This is a genomic window from Halobacillus sp. GSS1, assembly GCF_017307035.1.
GTDB classification, from domain to species: domain Bacteria; phylum Bacillota; class Bacilli; order Bacillales; family Halobacillaceae; genus Halobacillus; species Halobacillus litoralis.
Genome location: NZ_JAFLHE010000012.1, coordinates 1 through 20,005, shown reverse-complemented (window position 1 = coordinate 20,005; position 20,005 = coordinate 1). Strand labels below are relative to the sequence as shown.

17 protein-coding genes are annotated in these 20,005 nt (G+C 45.0%); all 17 read left to right on the top strand.

Translation table 11 applies throughout. The annotated features are described in order from the left end of the window. Positions 1-276: 276 nt before the first annotated feature. The 17 genes from J0K78_RS16520 (at position 277) to J0K78_RS16440 (ending at position 19,958) form a co-directional block, all read left to right on the top strand. On the top strand, positions 277-1,866 hold the full coding sequence (locus tag J0K78_RS16520) for a peptide chain release factor 3 (protein WP_206948018.1): 1,590 nt from the start codon (positions 277-279) through the stop codon (positions 1,864-1,866). A gap of 225 nt (positions 1,867-2,091) precedes the next feature. Next, complete coding sequence (gene uvrB / locus J0K78_RS16515) at positions 2,092-4,071, top strand: excinuclease ABC subunit UvrB (protein WP_206948017.1); 1,980 nt, start codon at positions 2,092-2,094, stop codon at positions 4,069-4,071. A 7-nt stretch (positions 4,072-4,078) separates the two neighbouring features. After that, entirely contained in the window at positions 4,079-6,955 is a 2,877-nt protein-coding gene (gene uvrA / locus J0K78_RS16510; protein WP_206948016.1) for an excinuclease ABC subunit UvrA, read from the top strand. Between the two features lie 66 nt (positions 6,956-7,021). Beyond that, positions 7,022-7,393, top strand: a complete 372-nt coding sequence (locus J0K78_RS16505; RefSeq protein WP_160911483.1) for a YojF family protein — start codon at positions 7,022-7,024, stop codon at positions 7,391-7,393. Then, positions 7,386-8,042, top strand: coding sequence for a bacillithiol biosynthesis deacetylase BshB2 (bshB2, locus tag J0K78_RS16500; protein ID WP_206948015.1), 657 nt, complete (start codon positions 7,386-7,388; stop codon positions 8,040-8,042). The genes J0K78_RS16505 and bshB2 overlap by 8 nt, the downstream gene beginning before the upstream one ends. A gap of 101 nt (positions 8,043-8,143) precedes the next feature. Further along, positions 8,144-9,178 (top strand): DUF4097 family beta strand repeat-containing protein, encoded by a 1,035-nt coding sequence (locus J0K78_RS16495; protein ID WP_206948014.1) that lies wholly within the window; start codon positions 8,144-8,146, stop codon positions 9,176-9,178. Between the two features lie 35 nt (positions 9,179-9,213). Next, on the top strand, positions 9,214-9,567 hold the full coding sequence (locus J0K78_RS16490; protein ID WP_206948013.1) for a phage holin family protein: 354 nt from the start codon (positions 9,214-9,216) through the stop codon (positions 9,565-9,567). A 696-nt stretch (positions 9,568-10,263) separates the two neighbouring features. After that, positions 10,264-11,196: an HPr(Ser) kinase/phosphatase gene (gene hprK, locus J0K78_RS16485; protein WP_160911491.1), complete on the top strand. Its 933-nt coding sequence runs from the start codon at positions 10,264-10,266 to the stop codon at positions 11,194-11,196. Positions 11,197-11,211: 15 nt separating this feature from the next. Then, positions 11,212-12,045 carry a prolipoprotein diacylglyceryl transferase gene (lgt, locus tag J0K78_RS16480; protein ID WP_160911493.1) on the top strand — a complete coding sequence of 278 codons (834 nt, stop codon included), beginning with the start codon at positions 11,212-11,214 and terminating at the stop codon, positions 12,043-12,045. 13 nt (positions 12,046-12,058) lie between these two features. Further along, on the top strand, positions 12,059-13,015 hold the full coding sequence (locus tag J0K78_RS16475; protein WP_206948012.1) for a nucleoside recognition domain-containing protein: 957 nt from the start codon (positions 12,059-12,061) through the stop codon (positions 13,013-13,015). Then, positions 12,990-13,628, top strand: coding sequence for a pyrophosphatase PpaX (gene ppaX / locus J0K78_RS16470; RefSeq protein WP_206948011.1), 639 nt, complete (start codon positions 12,990-12,992; stop codon positions 13,626-13,628). The genes J0K78_RS16475 and ppaX overlap by 26 nt, the downstream gene beginning before the upstream one ends. Positions 13,629-13,632: 4 nt before the next feature. Next, positions 13,633-14,154 carry an acyltransferase gene (locus J0K78_RS16465; protein ID WP_206948010.1) on the top strand — a complete coding sequence of 174 codons (522 nt, stop codon included), beginning with the start codon at positions 13,633-13,635 and terminating at the stop codon, positions 14,152-14,154. Beyond that, on the top strand, positions 14,151-14,711 hold the full coding sequence (locus J0K78_RS16460) for a glycerol-3-phosphate responsive antiterminator (protein WP_206948009.1): 561 nt from the start codon (positions 14,151-14,153) through the stop codon (positions 14,709-14,711). The genes J0K78_RS16465 and J0K78_RS16460 overlap by 4 nt, the downstream gene beginning before the upstream one ends. Before the next feature lie 103 nt (positions 14,712-14,814). Then, positions 14,815-15,633, top strand: coding sequence for an MIP/aquaporin family protein (locus tag J0K78_RS16455; RefSeq protein WP_206948008.1), 819 nt, complete (start codon positions 14,815-14,817; stop codon positions 15,631-15,633). Next, positions 15,630-17,129 (top strand): glycerol kinase GlpK, encoded by a 1,500-nt coding sequence (gene glpK / locus J0K78_RS16450; RefSeq protein WP_206948007.1) that lies wholly within the window; start codon positions 15,630-15,632, stop codon positions 17,127-17,129. Before J0K78_RS16455 ends, glpK begins: the two co-directional genes overlap by 4 nt. Before the next feature lie 233 nt (positions 17,130-17,362). After that, positions 17,363-19,030, top strand: a complete 1,668-nt coding sequence (locus J0K78_RS16445) for a glycerol-3-phosphate dehydrogenase/oxidase (RefSeq protein WP_206948006.1) — start codon at positions 17,363-17,365, stop codon at positions 19,028-19,030. 109 nt (positions 19,031-19,139) lie between these two features. Further along, on the top strand, positions 19,140-19,958 hold the full coding sequence (locus J0K78_RS16440) for a hypothetical protein (RefSeq protein ID WP_206948005.1): 819 nt from the start codon (positions 19,140-19,142) through the stop codon (positions 19,956-19,958). Positions 19,959-20,005: the final 47 nt, after the last annotated feature.

Genomic DNA, 20,005 nt, shown 5'->3' with positions numbered 1-20,005 from the left:
GTTTCAACACCCAAAGAGAATGAGAGGGTTTAGGAAGAAGTGGAAGACCAGGTCATCCATAATCTGGATGACCTGGTACACCAATATTTGGAATGGGTTCGTATTTGTGATTGATTTTACAGGTTGGTTATGCTAACTTTCAAAGTATAATCAAAAAATTCGACGAAGGCGCTTGAGTGTGTGAGCGCTTTTTTTATGGAGTGAATCTGCCAATGTAAAACGTATATCCTACCCAGCCTAATGTATTGAAATTCTTAATAAACGGAGGATATCACGATGAGTCAAATACAAGATGAAATGAAAAAGCGCCGTACGTTTGCTATTATCTCCCACCCGGACGCCGGTAAAACAACGATGACGGAGAAAATGCTATTATTCGGAAACTTGATCCGATCTGCAGGTACGGTCAAAGGGAAAAAGTCTGGTAAGTTTGCTACATCCGACTGGATGGAAATTGAGAAACAGCGTGGAATTTCTGTCACGTCCAGTGTGATGAACTTCCCTTACAAAGATTATCAAGTAAATATTTTGGATACACCCGGACACGAAGACTTCAGTGAAGACACGTACCGTACATTGACGGCTGTCGACAGTGTTGTCATGGTTATTGATGGGACAAAAGGGATTGAGGCGCAGACGCTCAAGCTCTTTAAAGTTTGTAAAATGCGCGGCATCCCGATCTTCACTTTTATCAACAAAATGGACCGTGAAGGCCGTGAGCCGTTGGAATTGATGGAGGAAATTGAAGAAACCCTGAACATCGAAACGTATCCAATGACCTGGCCGGCAGGTATGGGTAAGCGCTTCTTAGGCGTTTTCGACCGTGAAAATGAACAATTTGTTCATTACACAGGGAACGAGGCAGAAGAATATATTCCTTACAGCGAACTTGACCAGCACCCCGAGTTGACGGAGAATGCCACGTTCCAGGAATCGGAAGAGGAAATGGAAATGGTGGCTGAAGCTGGGGATACCTTCGATATGGAAAAAGTGTTGCGCGGTGATCAGACGCCTGTCTTCTTCGGAAGTGCTCTCGCTCCATTTGGAGTGGAAACTTTCTTCAATTCATTCATTGATATGGCTCCTGAACCGGCACCGAGAAAATCGACAGAAGGTATTGTTTCTCCGGATCATGAAGAATTCTCTGGTTTCATCTTTAAGATTCAGGCGAACATGAATCCTCAGCACCGAGACCGAATCGCTTTTGTCAGAATATGCTCCGGGAAGTTCGAGCGTGGGATGAACGTGACGCTCTCCCGTACAGGAAAAACGTTCAAGCTTGCTCAATCCCAGCAATTTGTAGCTTCATCCCGAGGAACCGTGGAGGAAGGGTATGCCGGTGATATTATCGGAATCTATGATCCGAACGTCTACCGAATCGGAGATACGATTGTAACCGGTAAATCCAATTTCGAATACGATGAGCTTCCACAATTCCCTCCTGAATTATTTAAGAAAGTAACGGCGAAGAACGTCATGAAATCCAAGCAGTTCCGAAAAGGATTGGAACAGCTGGTTCAGGAAGGTGCCATTCAGTTGTTCAAGCGTTATAGATTTGAAGACTATATCATCGGAGCGGTTGGTGAGCTTCAATATGAAGTGTTTGAATACCGTATGAAGAACGAGTACAACGTAGACATTGAATTGACTCCTCTCGGCGAACGTATCCCTCGCTGGCTACAGGAAGACCAGGTTGATGAATCGCTGTTTGATGAACGAAACATGCTTGCAGAAGATCGAGAAGGCAATCCGCTTGTCCTCTTTAAAAACGACTTCTCTCTACGTTGGTTCAAAGATAAAAATCCAGACATCGAACTGATCGACTTGTTTGAAGTGAACGAATACAACCAAACGTTGAATTCCTAATAAGCGAAGCACTTTGCGTAAAAGCAAAGTGCTTCTTTTTATTGTTAAGATGGGATAAACTGGATGACCTGGTGTGGAATATATGGAATATAATTCCACACCAGGTCATCCAGTAATTGACAGCGCAAACCTGAATGCGAATGTTTGTTCGTTCGATGTTAGAATGGTAAACTGTTGTGGTAAACTAAAAAGTACGAGTATAGACAATGAACGGAGGTTTTCGTCGTGGAGGAGAAGTTTGAATTAGTTTCACAGTATTCACCTCAAGGGGATCAACCGCGAGCGATTGAAGAACTTGTTCAAGGAATTGAACGAGGAGATAAGCATCAGACATTGCTCGGGGCCACAGGTACAGGAAAGACATTTACGATGTCCAATGTCATTGAGCGGGTGAATAAACCGACACTGATCATTGCCCATAACAAAACGCTTGCTGGACAGTTATATAGTGAGTTCAAAGAGTTTTTTCCGAACAATGCTGTCGAGTATTTCGTCAGTTACTATGACTATTATCAACCAGAAGCTTATGTGCCTTCGTCAGATACATTTATCGAAAAAGATGCGAGCATAAATGATGAGATTGATAAATTACGTCACTCAGCGACCTCTGCTCTTTTTGAGCGGAACGATGTCATCATCGTTGCTAGTGTTTCTTGTATCTATGGTCTCGGTTCTCCCGACGAATACCGCAGTCAGGTGCTATCTATAAGATCGGGAATGGAAAAAGACCGTGACGAGTTATTAAGAAATCTTGTAGATATCCAGTATGCAAGAAATGATATCGACTTTCAGCGTGGTACGTTCCGGGTTCGTGGGGATTCGGTTGAAATCATCCCCGCCTCAAGAGAGGAACATGCTATGCGTGTGGAATTTTTTGGAGATGAAATCGACCGCATCCGCGAAGTCGATGTTTTGACTGGAGAAGTGATTGGTGACCGGGATCACGTCGCGATATTCCCTGCATCACACTTCGTCACCCGCGAAGAAAAGTTGAAAAAAGCGATTAAAAATATAGAAAAAGAATTGGAAGTACGTCTAAAGGAATTGCGTGACCAAGATAAGTTACTGGAAGCCCAGCGTCTTGAACAACGGACGAATTATGATCTTGAAATGATGAATGAAATGGGTTTCTGTTCCGGAATCGAAAACTATTCCAGGCACCTGACATTCAGAGAAGAAGGGGCCACACCTTATACCCTGCTTGATTATTTTCCTGATGATTTCCTCATGATGGTAGATGAGTCACACGTTACTCTTCCTCAGGTAAGGGGGATGTACAACGGGGACCGAGCACGGAAACAAGTACTGGTGGACCATGGTTTCCGCCTGCCTTCAGCCATGGATAACCGGCCGCTCATGTTCCCTGAATTCGAAAAACATATCAATCAGATCGCTTATGTTTCTGCGACCCCGGGCCCTTATGAAATCGAGCATACACCGAAAATGATTGAACAGATCATTCGACCGACCGGACTGCTGGATCCTGAAATTGACGTCCGCCCGATTCATGGACAGATCGATGACCTTGTCGGGGAAATCAATAAACGAAAAGATCAGAATGAACGCGTGCTCGTGACGACATTAACGAAGAAAATGTCTGAGGATCTGACCGATTACCTCAAAGACTTAGGGATTAAGGTTGCTTATTTACACTCGGAAATCAAGACACTGGAACGCATTGAAATCATACGTGACCTCAGGGTCGGTAAATACGATGTCATTGTCGGAATTAACCTGCTTCGTGAAGGACTGGACATTCCGGAAGTTTCCCTCGTCACCATCCTGGATGCGGACAAAGAAGGATTCCTGCGTTCCGACCGCTCCCTGATCCAGACGATAGGTCGAGCGGCACGTAATGAAAACGGTCGAGTGATTATGTATGCGGATAAGATGACAAAATCCATGCAGTTTGCGATCGATGAAACTTACCGCCGACGTGAAAAACAAATCGCTTATAACGAAGAGCATGGCGTCACACCGAAAACGATCAAGAAGGAAGTGCGTGACGTCATTAAAGCGACGAACGTTGCCGAAGACGAAGCAGGATATGATACAGGTAAGAAGCCTTCAGAAATGACCAAGAAAGAACGTCTGGAAATGATCGACAATTTGGAAACCGAAATGAAACAAGCCGCACGCGACCTCGATTTCGAACGGGCAGCCGAACTGCGTGATGTGCTGTTGGAATTAAAAGCGGAGGGATGAGAAGAGTATGGTCAGCAAACATATCAGTATTAGAGGAGCACGTGCTCACAATTTGAAAAATATCGATATCGACATCCCGAAAAACAAACTGGTCGTCATGACCGGTTTGTCCGGTTCGGGTAAGTCTTCTTTGGCCTTCGATACGATTTATGCGGAAGGGCAAAGACGGTACGTTGAATCACTAAGTGCCTATGCCCGACAGTTTTTAGGCCAGATGGACAAGCCCGATGTGGATTCCATCGAAGGCTTGTCCCCGGCAATTTCGATCGATCAAAAAACAACGAGTCGAAACCCCCGTTCAACCGTAGGTACGGTAACAGAAATCTATGACTACCTGCGTTTGTTGTTCGCCCGTATCGGTCGTCCGACTTGTCCGAAGCATGGGGTGGAAATCAGTTCACAAACGGTTCAGCAGATGGTTGACCGGGTGATGGAGTATCCAGAAAGGACGAAACTCCAAATCCTTGCCCCTGTTGTTTCTGGTAGGAAAGGTGAACACGCCAAAGTCTTTGAGCAGCTCCAGAAGGAAGGTTATATCCGCCTTCGTGTCGACGGGGAAATGCGCGAAATTTCCGAGGAAATAAATCTCGAAAAAAATAAAAAGCACTCGATTGAGGTCGTTATCGATCGGATCGTCGTGAAAGATGGAGTGGAAGGCCGACTTTCTGACTCTATCGAAACAGCGCTTAAACTTGGCGGCGGTCATACGATTGTGGATGTCATCGGAGAAGAAGAGCTGATGTTCAGTGAACACCATGCATGTCCAATCTGTGGGTTCTCAGTCAGTGAATTAGAGCCAAGAATGTTTTCATTCAACAGCCCTTATGGAGCTTGTAACCGTTGTGACGGTTTAGGCACACAGCTTGAAGTGGACATTGACCTGGTCATCCCGGATTGGGGCCGTTCTTTGAATGAGCACGCGATTGCTGCATGGGAACCACAAAGTTCTCAATACTATCCGCAGCTTCTGAAAAGTGTTTCCGATCACTACGGGATTGATATGGATAAACCATTCCGTGACCTGCCGGAAGAACATAAAGAAAAAGTGCTCTATGGCAGTGGGGAAGACAAAATCTACTTCCGCTATGAAAATGATTTCGGAAAAGTACGTGAGAACGATATTTTCTTCGAGGGTGTCATTCCGAACATTGCTCGTCGTTACCGTGAAACGAGCTCGGATTATATCCGTGAACAGATGGAGAAATACATGGCTCAAAAGCCATGTCCGAAATGTAAAGGAAATCGTTTGAATGAAGAAGCGCTCGCAGTCTTAATCGATGGAAAGCACATCGGGATCACGACTGATTATTCTGTGACTGAAGCGAAAGAGTTCTTCGAAGCTCTTGAGTTGACGGAGAAAGAAGAAACGATTGCCCGGATGATCCTGAAAGAAATCTGTGAACGCCTCAGCTTCCTCGCGAATGTGGGGCTGGATTATTTAACCCTTTCTCGTTCGGCAGGGACCCTGTCCGGTGGCGAAGCCCAGCGTATTCGACTGGCCACCCAAATCGGATCAGCCCTTACCGGCGTTTTATATGTGCTCGATGAGCCTTCCATCGGTCTTCACCAGCGCGACAATGACCGATTGATCAATACCCTGAAGCGGATGCGTGATCTTGATAATACCTTGATTGTCGTAGAGCATGATGAAGATACGATGCTGGCAGCGGATTATCTGATTGACATCGGCCCGGGAGCCGGGGCTCACGGGGGAGATATTGTCACTCAGGGAACCCCGAAACAGGTGATGAAAAGTCGTAAATCCTTGACGGGTCAATATCTTTCAGGCAAAAAGTTCATCCCTCTTCCAGCGGAACGTCGGAAGGCCGATGACCGCTTCCTGAGAATTAAAGGAGCCGAAGAGAACAACCTTAAAAAAGTGGATGCAGAAATCCCGCTCGGAGTGTTCACAGCCGTAACAGGAGTTTCCGGTTCCGGTAAAAGTACACTTATTAACGAGATCTTGTACAAGTCCCTTTCTATGAAGCTTCACAATGGCAAGCAGAAGCCAGGAAAGCATCAGACGATTGAAGGTATGGAACATCTTGATAAAGTGATTGATATCGATCAATCTCCGATCGGCCGTACTCCACGTTCCAACCCGGCTACTTATACGGGGGTGTTTGATGATATCCGTGACGTATTCGCGCAGACGAACGAAGCGAAAATCAGAGGATATAAAAAAGGCCGGTTCAGCTTCAACGTAAAAGGTGGGCGATGTGAAGCCTGCCGCGGGGATGGAATCATCAAGATTGAAATGCACTTCCTCCCAGACGTTTATGTCCCTTGTGAAGTCTGTGATGGGAAAAGGTATAACCGTGAAACACTGGAAGTGAAGTATAAAGGGAAGAGTATCGCTGATGTACTTGGAATGACGATTGAAGAAGCGCTTGATTTCTTTGCAAACATTCCTAAGATTAAACGCAAGCTGCAAACGGTCGCTGATGTAGGTCTGGAATATATCAAACTCGGTCAACCTGCCACTACTCTGTCGGGAGGAGAGGCCCAACGGGTGAAGCTCGCAAGTGAACTTCACCGCCGCTCGAATGGTAAGTCCTTTTACATTTTGGACGAGCCGACAACCGGCCTGCATGTCGATGACATATCAAGGTTATTGAAGGTGTTGCAACGACTTGTAGATAACGGGGATTCGGTCTTGATCATTGAGCATAATCTTGATGTCATTAAAGAAGCCGATCATATTATTGACCTCGGACCAGAAGGTGGAGAAAACGGAGGGCGCATTATTGCAAGCGGTACTCCAGAACATGTATCAGAGCAGGAGATCTCTTACACGGGACGCTATTTAAAGCCAGTTCTGGAACGCGACAGAGCGCGGATGGATAAGAAAATGAACGCGCGTGAAACCGTAGGGAACAAGTAGATGTTTTGACGCTTGTCTCTAAATTGAGTATCGTTAAACAAGAATCGTTTGACGGGAGGAATACGAGTGGATGCCATTCAACAAAAAGTTGTTCAAGAAAAAATTGACCAACTAGCGAATAAAGAAGTTTATGTACACTTAGAAACTACAAACGGGGCTTATGCAAGTCACTTCGATGAAAATGCCTACAACGTAGGAGCTTTCATCCGAAACGCTCAAGTCACTTACCAACACGGAAAAATTGTCAGTACGGGAGGATCCTACCGCGTAGGTCTGAAACTTGACCTGGGCTGGGTTTATGCCGAAGGTTTGACAGATTTCGAAGTGGATGAGAAGGATCGACTGCTCATGGCCGGTCATGACCGTGAAGGCCGTTTAATGGTTGCTCTTGAAATCAGCGAGACTCCTTTTTCACATGAGGCGGATCCTGATGAGTAATGAAAAAGTGGTTGTCATCTTCCCACATCCGGATGATGAATCGTTCGGAGCGTCTGGAACGATATCTAAGTTCCGTGACGAAGGCGTACCGGTAACTTACCTGTGCGGTACGCTTGGGGAGATGGGCCGAAACATGGGTAATCCTGTATTCGCTAATCGTGAGACGCTCTCTTCTTTTCGAGAAAAGGAGCTGGCTGAAGCAGCGAAACAGTTGGATATAGACGTCGAAATGCTTGGCTATAGGGATAAAACATTGGAATTTGAGCCTAGGCAGCAAGTGGCTGAGCATTTGCAGGAACGTATCGAATCATTAGGAGCTACCATTATTATTACGCATTATCCTGGGTATGCTGTTCATCCGGATCATGATGCTCTCGGAGCAGCAGTGATTGAGGCTGTTACAAACATTCCGGAGGAGAAGCGTCCGCAAGTGTGGATGCATGCGATTTCCAATGATTCCGAACAAGATTTAGGAAAGCCGGAGATCATCACAGATGTACGCCCTTACTGGGAAAGGAAATTGGCCGCTATCAAAGCCCACCTCTCTCAGGCTGATGGGATGATGAGCTTGATTGAAAATAATGATCAGACGGCTGAGCAATTAGAGCGGTTGAAAACAGAACGATTTTATAAGTATAACTCCCAATGATACCGGACACCTGAGAAACGAACCAAGTTTTCTCAGGTGTTTTTTAGTTTTTGAACCCTTTCAATAGGGAAAAACGTAAGAGATGAAAAGGAGCTGATCTTATGAATGAAGAACGTATGAAAATTCTACAAATGATCGAAAAAGGCACCATTTCCGCAGAAGAAGGCGCGAAACTATTAGAAGCTGTAGAAGAACCTTCGTCGAAGGAATCAGAGCAGCGCGAGAAGTCTTCGAAGTACGGAATAAGAAATTTCCTGGATGACGCTATGGAGAAAATTAAAAATGCAGACTTCGATTTAACTTTTGGAGAATACGTTGAATTCAGTGATGATACGGTTCTTCCTAACGAGACGTTTCATGATGCTGACCTTTCCATATCCAATGGCTCTTTAAAAGTCCATACCTGGGATCAGGAAGATGTGAAAGCTTCTTATCAAGTCAAAGTCTATCAAGTGGAAACAGAAGAAGAGGCGCGGAAAAGATTTCATGATGAAACCCAAGTGGAGATTAAAAATGGTCTCCTTCGCATAGCCAGCCCTTCGAAAAAGATAAAAATGAATGTAGATTTATACATTCCGAATAAAAAATACGAATTTATCAAATCACAATTAACGAATGGGAATATGGATTTTGAGAATATCAGGAGTGATCACTTCCAAATGAAAACGTCAAATGGAGCCGTGCAAGCGAAGCAGCTCTCTGGAATGACATGTAAAATACAGACCGGCAACGGAGCGGTCCACCTGCAGGAAGGCACTTTTGATGAGTGCGAAACAGATACGATCAATGGAGCCATTACACTTTCAGGAGATATTGGAAAAGCGGATGCTTCTTCAGTCAGCAGCGCTATAACGGTCGATCACAAAGGTACGAAAGCGCACACAGGCTTTTACAAAACAACGACAGGCAGAATACAAGTATCTCTTCCAACAGAAAAGAAAGTGGATGGTGTCCTGAGAACCAAATTCGGTCAAATTAAATGTGAATTGGATAATTATAAGATTTTGAAAGACCGAAATGATGTCGCCAACAAAATGTTGGAATTCGAAGCGTACGAACAATTCGAAGAAGCATATCATATAGAAGCAGAGACGAAGACAGGGGCAGTTACTGTACAATCTCCTGTGAAACTTTGAAGAAATGAACGACACATGAAAGGCAGGATGAAACTATGAAGAATTGGTTAATCCATATCGTCGTCAACGCCATCGCCATTATTGCGGTTGGAGCACTCTTTGATTCCGTAATCATTGACGGGGTGGGAGGCGCATTGCTGGCGGCACTTATTTTATCGATACTCAATGCCATCGTGAGGCCGGTCTTAGTGATCCTCACTTTACCGATTACGATTTTATCGCTCGGTCTATTCCTGTTCATCATCAACGCCATTACCTTGTGGCTGACCGATGCATTCCTGGGCAGTACTTTTGAAATTGATAGCTTCGGCATGACCATCATCGCCGCTATAATTATATCTCTGATCAACCTTGTGTTGAACAGCTTAATCAAGGATATGAAAAAATAACCCCCCCCTTTACCGTATGAGTTTTCTCATACGGTATTTTTATTGCATCCCTTACCTCACTAACGCTCCCTATTCTTGAAGACTCAGTTTCGAGATCTCTGTTGAGTGTGTGGGGCTGCGGGGAATGACTCGCTTTCCGCGGGAGCGCGGTGAGCCTCCTCGGACTACGTGCTGTGGGGTCTCACCAAGCACTTTTATCCCGCAGGAGTCTCGCCATTCCCCTCCGACCCTTTGCCATCAAAAATCCTCAAAACCACTATTAAAAAGTCAGCTCGGATGAATGTGGGAAGTGACTTATAGAACATCCTATAGCACTTAAAAGCTTGATCCAGAGCGCTTTATACCTCTAACAGTTGGACGATGGAAGACCATACAACTTTGTACAGGGGTTCGTTTCTCCCTTACATCGAAAGGGGTGGTTGGGAAGCTGCGAGACTCCCATGGGAGGAAGCTCGTCACTCCCCCCACAGGAAAGCGAATAGCTTCCCAGCCACCCCTGACGCTCAATAGCATAACGAACACCGAAAATATCTCGAAACTGAGTCTTCCACAATCCTGCCAGGTAGGATAATATGCAAACTCTGGTAGAGTGATTGGATCAAGGGAAATACTGCTAAAAAACCTCCCTATCCAAGATTTATTGAAAACATGCTACAATAGAGGACAGTGATTGATGAAAGAGGAGGTTGATGGACAATGAGCAAGGTCCGTACACAAGATTTGTTAGAACAATTTGCACTTGAACTCGTTGCCGGTGCTGACGGCGTCCACCGTGAAATACATATGAGTGATATTTCTCGTCCTGGCGTAGAAATGACAGGGTATTTCAAGTTTTATCCGAAAGATCGCCTACAGCTGCTCGGTAAGACAGAACTCTCTTACTTTAATGAACTTGCAAAAGAACAAAGAAGAGAACGAGCGGAAAAGCTTTGTACAGATGTGACACCTGGAATTGTTATTACCCGGGGAATGGATATTCCTGATGAACTTAGTGAAGCAGCCAATGAGGCGGGCGTTCCACTCATGTTGTCACCATATAAAACGACGAGAGTGATTAGTCGCCTGACGAATTATTTGGAATCCAAGTTTGCTCCGTTTACGGCCATCCATGGGGTGCTTGTCGACATTTACGGGATTGGTGTGTTGATCACCGGTCAAAGTGGTGTCGGTAAAAGTGAGACAGCTCTTGAGCTGGTGAAGCGCGGGCATCGTCTTGTGGCTGATGATAGTGTGGAGATTCGACAAGAGGATTATGATACATTAATCGGAAACAGCCCTCCACTGATTGAGCACCTTTTGGAAATTCGTGGACTGGGCATTATCAATGTGATGACTTTGTTCGGTGCAGGAGCTGTTCGAAGCTATAAACGGATCACACTCGTCATCAACCTTGAATTGTGGGAAAAGAACAAACAATACGACCGTCTTGGTTTGGAAGAAGAAACGATGAAGATCATGGATGTTCAAGTTCCGAAAGCAACGATTCCTGTTCGTCCTGGTCGTAACCTTGCCGTCATTATTGAAGTTGCTGCGATGAACTTCCGTTTGAAACGCATGGGCGTCAATGCTGCTGAAGAATTTTCAGAGCGTCTGACAAAAGTCATCGATCAAGACCAAACGCAAGAATAAAGGAGGGAACCGCTGATGACATGTACACCTGAACCGTTAAACCCGGTCTTCCTCCAATTAGGTCCGCTTTCGATTTACTGGTATGGCTTGATTATTGCCACAGGAGCTTTTCTGGGGCTTTGGATTGCTACACGTGAGACAGAACGTCTCGGTTTGAAAAAAGACTATATGGTCGATATCGTTGTATTTGCAATTCCGGCAGCCATCGTGTGTGCCAGGATTTATTATGTCATTTTCGAATGGGATCGTTACGTTGGTGGACCATGGTGGAAAGTTTTTGCCGTGTGGGAAGGCGGAATTGCCATTCACGGGGCACTGATTGGTTCCGTGCTGACCGCCTATATTTATACGAAAATTAAAGGATTGTCCTTCTGGATGATGGCGGATATTGCTGCGCCGAGTATTATTCTCGGACAGGCGATTGGACGCTGGGGAAACTTTATGAACCAGGAAGCCCACGGCGGCCCGGTATCCGAATCATTTTATAATAACTTTATGCAGTATTTGCCCGGGTTCATCAACCAGCAAATGTGCATCGATGGTACAGTCTATCATCCGACATTCTTATATGAATCTGTGTGGAACATCATCGGATTTGTTTTACTGTTAGTGTTGCGTCACAAATTTAATCCACGTCGTGGAGAAGTGTTCTTAAGTTATGTCATCTGGTATTCTGTTGGACGTTTCTTTGTTGAGGGCATGAGAACAGACAGCCTTTATCTATTCGGTGAGATTCGTACAGCGCAATTTATCTCCATCGTGCTTGTCATTGGAGCGGTTATTGCGATCATTTACCGGAGAAAGAATGGCATGGCGAATAAATATTATAACGGAAAGAAAGTAAAATAAGGGAGCAGGTAGCATGAAAGGGATTCTAAAACGTGGAAGTAAAAAGGGATTGGAGTTGACGTGGACGCTCGGAAAAGTCATTTTTCCCGTAACGTTAATTGTCACAATCCTTCAGTATACGCCGGTTCTCCCTTGGGTTATGGAAAAATTGGAACCTTTAATGGGGTGGCTTGGACTATCCGGTGAAGCTGCTGTTCCTCTTGTTTTAGGTAACTTTCTAAATCTTTATGCGGGCATTGCGGCCATCATCTCTTTTGAGTTTACGGTAAAAGAAGTGTTCATTCTTGCCGTGATGCTTTCCTTTTCCCATAACTTATTGATTGAATCGACGGTGGCTAAAAGAGTAGGCGTAAGCTGGTGGTTTGTAGCTGGCGTCCGGTTAAGTCTCGCTTTGGTTTCCGCTGCCATCATCAATGTTTTTTGGAAAGGCGGAGGAGAAACGGCGAAATATGGATTTGCTCCCGAGAAGACAGTCGATCCGAATGGATGGTCAGAGATTATTTTCCAAGGCGTACAGACCGCCTTCATGGGAATTGTGCAGCTGGCGTTGATTGTCATTCCTTTAATGGTTTTCATGCAGTATCTACGGGAAAGAGGGTGGCTTGACCGCTTTTCAGGCTGGGTCGCCCCTGCGACTAGATTTCTTGGGATGGAACGCAACACATCGATGACACTGGTTGCAGGGCTGACGATCGGGCTCGCTTACGGTGCCGGCTTGATGATTCAGGCTGTGGAAGAGGACGGCGTTTCCAGAAAAGATATGTACTTAGCCATTCTCTTTCTTGTTTCCTGTCACGCGGTCGTTGAGGATACACTGATCTTCATTCCGCTCGGTATTCCTGTATGGCCGCTGCTTTTGATCCGTCTATTGACGGCGATTGTGTTAACCGCTGCCGTCGGCTTCGTTTGGAACAGACTACAACAGAAAAGAAAGGACCCATCCAATGAGCATACGTACCATTCTCTTTGATTTAGATGGAACATTGATCGATACCAACGAATTGATCATCGCTTCCTTTACCCATACGATTGAACAATATTCTGATCGCTCTTATGAACGTGAAGAAATTCTCGACTTTATCGGCCCACCTTTACGGGAGAGCCTGCACAAAGTGAACCCTGACAAAGTGGAAGAAATGGTCGAGACCTATCGCAAACATAACATTGAAAACCATAATCGTTACGTGAAAGCCTACGAGGGCGTCGTGGAAACGATTGAGACGCTGAAGGAACAAGGTTACAAATTAGGTATTGTAACAACGAAAATGAGGAATACCGTTCATATGGGACTTGAACTGACAAATTTGGACGGATTATTCGAAACGGTCGTTACACTGGATGATGTGACGAATGCGAAACCTCACCCGGAGCCGATTGTGAAGGCTTTGAACCAATTGGATTCGCAGGCATCGGAAGCGATGATGGTTGGAGACAACACGCATGATATCGAAGCAGGGCAGAATGCCGGAACGAAAACGGCCGGGGTCGCCTGGACGGTTAAAGGTAGAAAAGTACTCGATGATTTGAACCCTGATTACATGCTTGATAATATGCGCGATCTATTAAAAATCACAGGAGGATGACTGTATGAGGAAAACGGAACGCTACCCAGTCAAAGGAGCCAATTCACTTTGGCATATTTATAAGACGGTCCCGTTTTTCAAAGTGGTCAAAAACTTCATCATTATACAAATGGCCCGGTACACCCCTTTTCTTTCTATGAAAAATTGGTTGTACCGGACTTTTCTCCATATGAAGGTCGGGGATCAAACGGCTTTTGCCTTGATGGTCATGGTCGATATTATGTTTCCTGAAAAAATTATGGTCGGGCGGAATTCGGTCATTGGTTACAACACAACGATTCTTGCTCATGAATATTTGATTGAAGAGTACCGCCTCGGTAATGTTGTGATCGGCGATGAAGTTTTGATTGGAGCGAATACGACGATCCTTCCTGGTGTCACCATAGGCGACCGCGCTGTTGTTTCTGCCGGTACGCTGGTGCATAAAGATGTGCCCGCAGGTGCTTTCGTCGGAGGGAACCCGATGCAGCTCATCTATACGAAAGAACAGATGGAAGAACGGACACAGAACGGGGGAGAAGAATGACGTTGACACAATCGGTTCTGCCTGCAGTAAAGAAAATAAAAGAATTTGAAGCTTTGTTGGAGAGTGAAACAGATTATATCATCCTTTTGGAAAGCCGATTGGGTCTTTTACGAAAACTTGTCAAAATCGGGCAGAAAGCTGGTAAAAAAGTTTTTGTGCATGTAGACTTGATTCAAGGTTTGAAAGCGGATGATTATGGCATGGAATACATAGGGCAGGAAGTGAAGCCGGATGGTGTCATTTCTACGAGAGCTCATGTCATTCAGCAGGCAAAAAAGTATCATCTTGTTTCTGTGCAGCGGTTGTTTTTAATAGACAGCCAGGCGATTGAACATAATGTGAAGATCATCCGTAAAACGTCTCCCGATTTTGTTGAAGTTTTACCGGGGGTCTTACCGGGAATGATAAAAGAGATCAAGGAGCATATCGGCATTCCTGTCATTGCAGGAGGCTTGATTCGTTCTAAGGAAGAAGTGGATCAAGCGCTTGCTTCGGGTGCTTCTGCAGTCTCTACTTCACGTTCTGAATTATGGCGTTTTAACAGCGAGAATACATAACACCTTTCGTGAAGAGGCTGACGATCCACACAATAATTAGAGCATACTAATGTTGTGTGGTTTTTTGTACGTCAATCGTGGTACACAGAAAGGAGATCACAGCATGACTGAATTCATGGGTGAGCTGATAGGCACCATGATCCTCATCATTTTCGGGGGAGGCGTCATCGCAGGTGCAAATTTAAAAGCAACAAAAGCAGAAGGAAACTGGGTGCTGATTACCATCGCCTGGGGACTTGCTGTAGCCATGGGTGTTTACGCTGTAGGGAGAGTAACAGGGGCTCACATCAACCCTGCCGTTACACTTGGACTGGCAACGGTCGGAGATTTCCCTTGGAGCAAAGTCCCGATGTATATTACCGCCCAGATGGCGGGTGCATTTATGGGAGCTGTCATTGTCTTCTTTCACTACCTTCCTCACTGGAAGGATACAGAAGATCAGTTGGCGATCAAGTCGATTTTTTGTACAGACCCTGCCATTCGCAGCCCGATTTCAAACCTTGTCAGTGAGATCATTGGAACATTCGTATTAGTGATGGGCATCTTGTTTATTGGAGCCAATGATTTCACACAGGGGTTAAATCCTCTTATTGTTGGTTTGCTGATTGTAGCCATCGGGATGTCTCTCGGTGCGACAACAGGGTATGCAATCAACCCAGCCCGTGATTTGGGTCCTCGACTGGCTCATGCTATCTTACCGATTCCAGGAAAAGGAGGATCGGATTGGGGATATTCCTGGATCCCTGTTCTTGGTCCAATCATCGGTGGTGTATATGGTGGATTGTTTTACCAGGCCATATTCCAAGCAAATGCGAACGGCTGGTTCTGGGTTGGCACCATTATCATTTTACTTATTTTGCTTTCCTCCATGCGTGTGGAGCTGAAAAAAGTGCATCAATCTGAAAAAGGAGTGGAATCATGAAACAGTACATTTTATCAATCGATCAGGGTACAACAAGTTCAAGAGCGATTTTGTTCAATCACGAAGGACAGATCGTAGAAACCGCTCAAAAAGAATTCGAACAGCATTTTCCAAAGCCAGGCTGGGTAGAGCATGATGCAAACGAAATTTGGACCTCTGTCCTAGCTTGTATTGCGGATGTTCTAAGAAAATCCGATATCGAAGCGAGTCAGGTTGCCGGTATAGGTATTACAAACCAACGTGAAACTACAGTCGTTTGGGACAAAAACACGGGCAAACCGATTTATAAAGCGATTGTCTGGCAGTCTCGTCAAACGCAAAGCATATGTAATGAGTTGAAAAAACAAGGATTGGAAGAAACATTCCGGGACAAAACAGGTCTCCTGCTTGATCCATATTTTGCCGGAACGAAGGTGAAATGGATTTTAGACAATGTTGACGGAGCGAGAGAAAAAGCCGAAAACGGTGACCTAATGTTTGGAACGATTGATACGTGGCTTGTTTACAAGCTTTCTGGACAGAAAACGCATGTGACAGACTATTCCAATGCTTCGCGTACATTGATGTACAACATCCACGACTTGAAATGGGATGATGAACTCCTTGACATCTTAGGTGTACCGAAGAGCATGCTGCCGGAAGTGAAACCTTCCTCAGAGGTCTATGCGAATACTGTAGATTATCATTTTTATGGAAAAGAAGTCCCAATTGCCGGGATTGCCGGAGATCAACAGGCGGCTCTGTTCGGACAAGCATGTTTCGAAAAAGGGATGGGCAAGAACACCTACGGAACTGGTGGCTTCATGTTGTTGAATACTGGAGAAGAAGCAGTCAAATCCGAAAATGGTCTGTTAACAACGATTGCCTGGGGGCTAGATGGAAAAGTAGAATACGCGCTGGAAGGAAGCATTTTCGTGTCCGGTTCAGCCATTCAATGGCTTCGTGACGGCTTGAAAATGGTAGAATCCTCCCCGCAGAGTGAAGAGATTGCCGGTCAGGTGAAATCCACGGACGGCGTTTACGTTGTTCCTGCCTTTGTTGGTCTTGGTACGCCTTATTGGGATAGCGAAGCACGAGGGGCTGTCTTTGGTATTACGCGTGGCACGACGAAAGCACACTTTGTACGAGCTACGCTTGAATCTCTTGCGTATCAGACGAAGGATGTCGTGGATGCGATGGTCGAAGATTCAGGCATTGAAGTGAAAAAACTTCGTGTTGACGGAGGGGCAGTTAAAAATAACTTGTTAATGCAGTTCCAAAGTGATCTGCTTGATGTGACGGTCGAGCGTCCGGAGGTCAATGAAACGACAGCTCTTGGTGCGGCTTACCTTGCCGGTCTTGCTGTAGGATTCTGGGAGGACCGCAAAGATATTGCCAACCAATGGAAAGTCGAAAGAGAGTTCGAGCCGAGTATGAATGAAGAGAAAAGTAAGAAACTATACAAAGGCTGGCAAAAAGCTGTGGAAGCAACAAGGGTCTTCAAACAAGAAGAATAATTCCTTGAAAACTTCTCCCTCTCTGATATAATGAAGCTATAAGTTAATGACAACGGTCGGAGATACGGAGAGACCACGAAGCTTTATGCAATCCGCATAATTGTTTTCGTGGTCTCTTTTTTTTATGTTTTGAATGGGCACTCAATGAGCAATCCGACACATATTCTTTGCTGAAAAAGGGAATACCCGTATCAGACCATGAATTTGAAGACAACGGAAGAAGGAGAGATAGTATGCAATCATTTTCTAGTTACGAAAGACAAGATCAGTTTAACCGTTTAACTCAGGAAGAATGGGATGTCCTCGTTATAGGTGGAGGAATCACGGGTTCTGGAATCGCTCTCGATGCTGCGAGCCGTGGCATGAAAACAGCGGTTGTCGAAATGCAGGATTATGCAGCAGGTACGTCCAGTCGTTCCACAAAATTGGTGCACGGCGGTTTAAGATACTTGAAACAGTTCGAAGTGAAAATGGTCGCTGAAGTAGGGAAAGAAAGAGAGATCGTTTATGAAAATGGTCCCCATGTGACGACACCTGAATGGATGATGCTCCCATTCCATGAAGGCGGAAACTTTGGACCTTTTTCTACAAATGTCGGACTTCGCGTATATGACTACCTTGCAGGCGTGAAAAAATCGGAGCGTCGAACGATGATGAGCGCAGAAGAAGCCCTTGAACGTGAACCACTTGTGAAAAAAGAAGGTTTGAAAGGCGCAGGGTACTATGTGGAATATAAAACAGATGACGCGCGTCTCACACTTGAAGTGATGAAAAAAGCCGTAGAGTTCGGTGCATGTTCTACGAATTACGCAAGGGTCGTAGACTTCATTTACGATGACAATGGATCTATGGTTGGAGCAAAAGTAGAAGATACCGTTTCAGGCGAGCAGTATCATGTCAAAGCGAAAAAAATCATCAATGCAGGTGGGCCATGGGTCGATGAATTGCGTGAAATCGATGGCTCTAAAAAAGGGAAAACCCTGCAGCTCACGAAAGGCGTCCACCTCGTTTTCGATCAATCGGTCTTTCCTTTAAGACAGGCAATCTATTTCGACAGTCCGGACGGTCGTATGATATTCGCTATTCCACGTGACGGCAAGACTTATGTCGGTACGACGGATACGACTTATGATCAGGAAATTGCTCATCCCACAATGACGGAAGATGATCGTGATTATATTCTTGATGCCATGAAGACGATGTTCCCAACGGTTGATGTCACAGCAGACGATGTAGAATCAAGCTGGGCAGGACTGCGTCCACTGGTCCACGAAGAAGGAAAAGATCCGTCTGAGATTTCTCGCAAAGACGAAATCTTCGTTTCAGACTCTGGATTGATTTCCATGGCGGGTGGAAAACTTACAGGATATCGTAAAATGGCACAAACGGCCGTCGATCTTGTTCGTGATCAGTTGATGGAAGAGCACGGCATTCGTTATTCAGACTCCGAAACGAAAAACATGCCGATCTCTGGTGGCGATGTCGGAGGTTCCAAAGGGTTCAAGAAATATAAAGAAGAGCGCGTTCAAATCGGTGAATCCCTAGGATTGACGAAAGCAGACGCAGAAAAATTGATCCAGCTCTATGGTTCAAATGTTGACAAAGTCTTTAACAACTTCAAGGACCGTAAAGAAGAAGCAGCACAAGAAGGGGTGGACCCAGTGGTCTTTGCCCAGCTCGTGTATGCATTGGAAGAAGAAATGACATACAAGCCTGTGGATTTCTTTATTCGCAGAACGGCAGCCTTGTTCTTTAACATTCAGTGGGTACGTGATCATAAAACATCCGTCATCAATTATATGGCGAAAGCCTTGAATTACAGTGAGCAGCAAAAGCAAGAATACACGGAAGAGCTTGATCAATTACTAGAAGAAGCTGTCACACCAATTGAATACGTATAAATCATAAAGACTTCTCCTTCACGGGGAAGTCTTTTTTTTACATATTTTTGTAACTTCCTTCGTTCTCATCCGTACTTATAGTAAAGCTTCTTTTTTAGGAGGATCTAAGATGTCGCTTGTTCAGAACATGATTTACCAAGATGCGAGAAGGCAACTATGGACCGGAACCTTTCTTTCAATCATATCCATTGTTTTTATCCTTGGGATGGTCACCGTTAATCCGAGTAGTTTTATTATTTCTGTGGTTTATGCAGCGATTTTTGCGATCACGGGAGCTGCGCTTTTAAAAGGCGGTTATGCCGATCTTCAAAAATCCAAAACCGTATTGGATTTTGAATCGGATCGTACACAGGACTTATTAAAAAGAGTACCCGCGCGTATGTATATGGGGCAAAAAGCACTCAAATCCTTCCAAGCTAGATTATTTGATATGGAAGGTGAAAGTTACGGAGAAATCCAAGAAAAAATCCAGTGGAAACATAAAATTTTGGCGATGTTTACAGCCTTGTTTTCCTATGATCAGTTAAGACCAGCTGTGTACACATTTAAAAATCAGCGTGGTCAATTGCTCTACCAGATAGAAAAGAAGGGTGGTTTTCAGTGGAGAGGATATATCCAACGCAAAGACGGAGTGTATGTCGCTTATACGAAACAAACAAAAAATAAAGGGACAGGCCAGCGTATCACTCGTTATATAGAACTGGACCAATGCCGCTGGAGTGCAGAAGGCGATGACTTCATTGGACATTATAAAATCAAGGATCATGAAGGAAGGATATGGGCTGTCATTAAAAGAGGGGCCATCCCCCGCGAAGCGGCCGAGCGTTTCGAAAAAATGCCTGGTTACTTGGTCGAATGGAACATCCGAGACAACATCCCAGCTTCTCTCCTCGCCTTCCTGTTCCTCCTCCAATCTAAAGAAAGATAGTCATCTGCCTTATTAAAGAATATGGCAGGTTTCTTGAAGACTCAGTT

Bases quoted from the DNA above. Each gene is read 5' to 3' on its own strand.
- hprK (WP_160911491.1), top strand. From the start codon at position 10,264: ATGAGCAAGGTCCGTACACAAGATTTGTTAGAACAATTTGCACTTGAA.
- J0K78_RS16465 (WP_206948010.1), top strand. From the start codon at position 13,633: ATGAGGAAAACGGAACGCTACCCAGTCAAAGGAGCCAATTCACTTTGG.
- J0K78_RS16460 (WP_206948009.1), top strand. From the start codon at position 14,151: ATGACGTTGACACAATCGGTTCTGCCTGCAGTAAAGAAAATAAAAGAA.
- J0K78_RS16495 (WP_206948014.1), top strand. From the start codon at position 8,144: ATGAATGAAGAACGTATGAAAATTCTACAAATGATCGAAAAAGGCACC.
- uvrA (WP_206948016.1), top strand. From the start codon at position 4,079: ATGGTCAGCAAACATATCAGTATTAGAGGAGCACGTGCTCACAATTTG.
- J0K78_RS16475 (WP_206948012.1), top strand. From the start codon at position 12,059: ATGAAAGGGATTCTAAAACGTGGAAGTAAAAAGGGATTGGAGTTGACG.
- ppaX (WP_206948011.1), top strand. From the start codon at position 12,990: ATGAGCATACGTACCATTCTCTTTGATTTAGATGGAACATTGATCGAT.
- J0K78_RS16455 (WP_206948008.1), top strand. From the start codon at position 14,815: ATGACTGAATTCATGGGTGAGCTGATAGGCACCATGATCCTCATCATT.
- J0K78_RS16445 (WP_206948006.1), top strand. From the start codon at position 17,363: ATGCAATCATTTTCTAGTTACGAAAGACAAGATCAGTTTAACCGTTTA.
- J0K78_RS16520 (WP_206948018.1), top strand. From the start codon at position 277: ATGAGTCAAATACAAGATGAAATGAAAAAGCGCCGTACGTTTGCTATT.
- glpK (WP_206948007.1), top strand. From the start codon at position 15,630: ATGAAACAGTACATTTTATCAATCGATCAGGGTACAACAAGTTCAAGA.
- lgt (WP_160911493.1), top strand. From the start codon at position 11,212: ATGACATGTACACCTGAACCGTTAAACCCGGTCTTCCTCCAATTAGGT.
- bshB2 (WP_206948015.1), top strand. From the start codon at position 7,386: ATGAGTAATGAAAAAGTGGTTGTCATCTTCCCACATCCGGATGATGAA.
- J0K78_RS16490 (WP_206948013.1), top strand. From the start codon at position 9,214: ATGAAGAATTGGTTAATCCATATCGTCGTCAACGCCATCGCCATTATT.
- J0K78_RS16440 (WP_206948005.1), top strand. From the start codon at position 19,140: ATGTCGCTTGTTCAGAACATGATTTACCAAGATGCGAGAAGGCAACTA.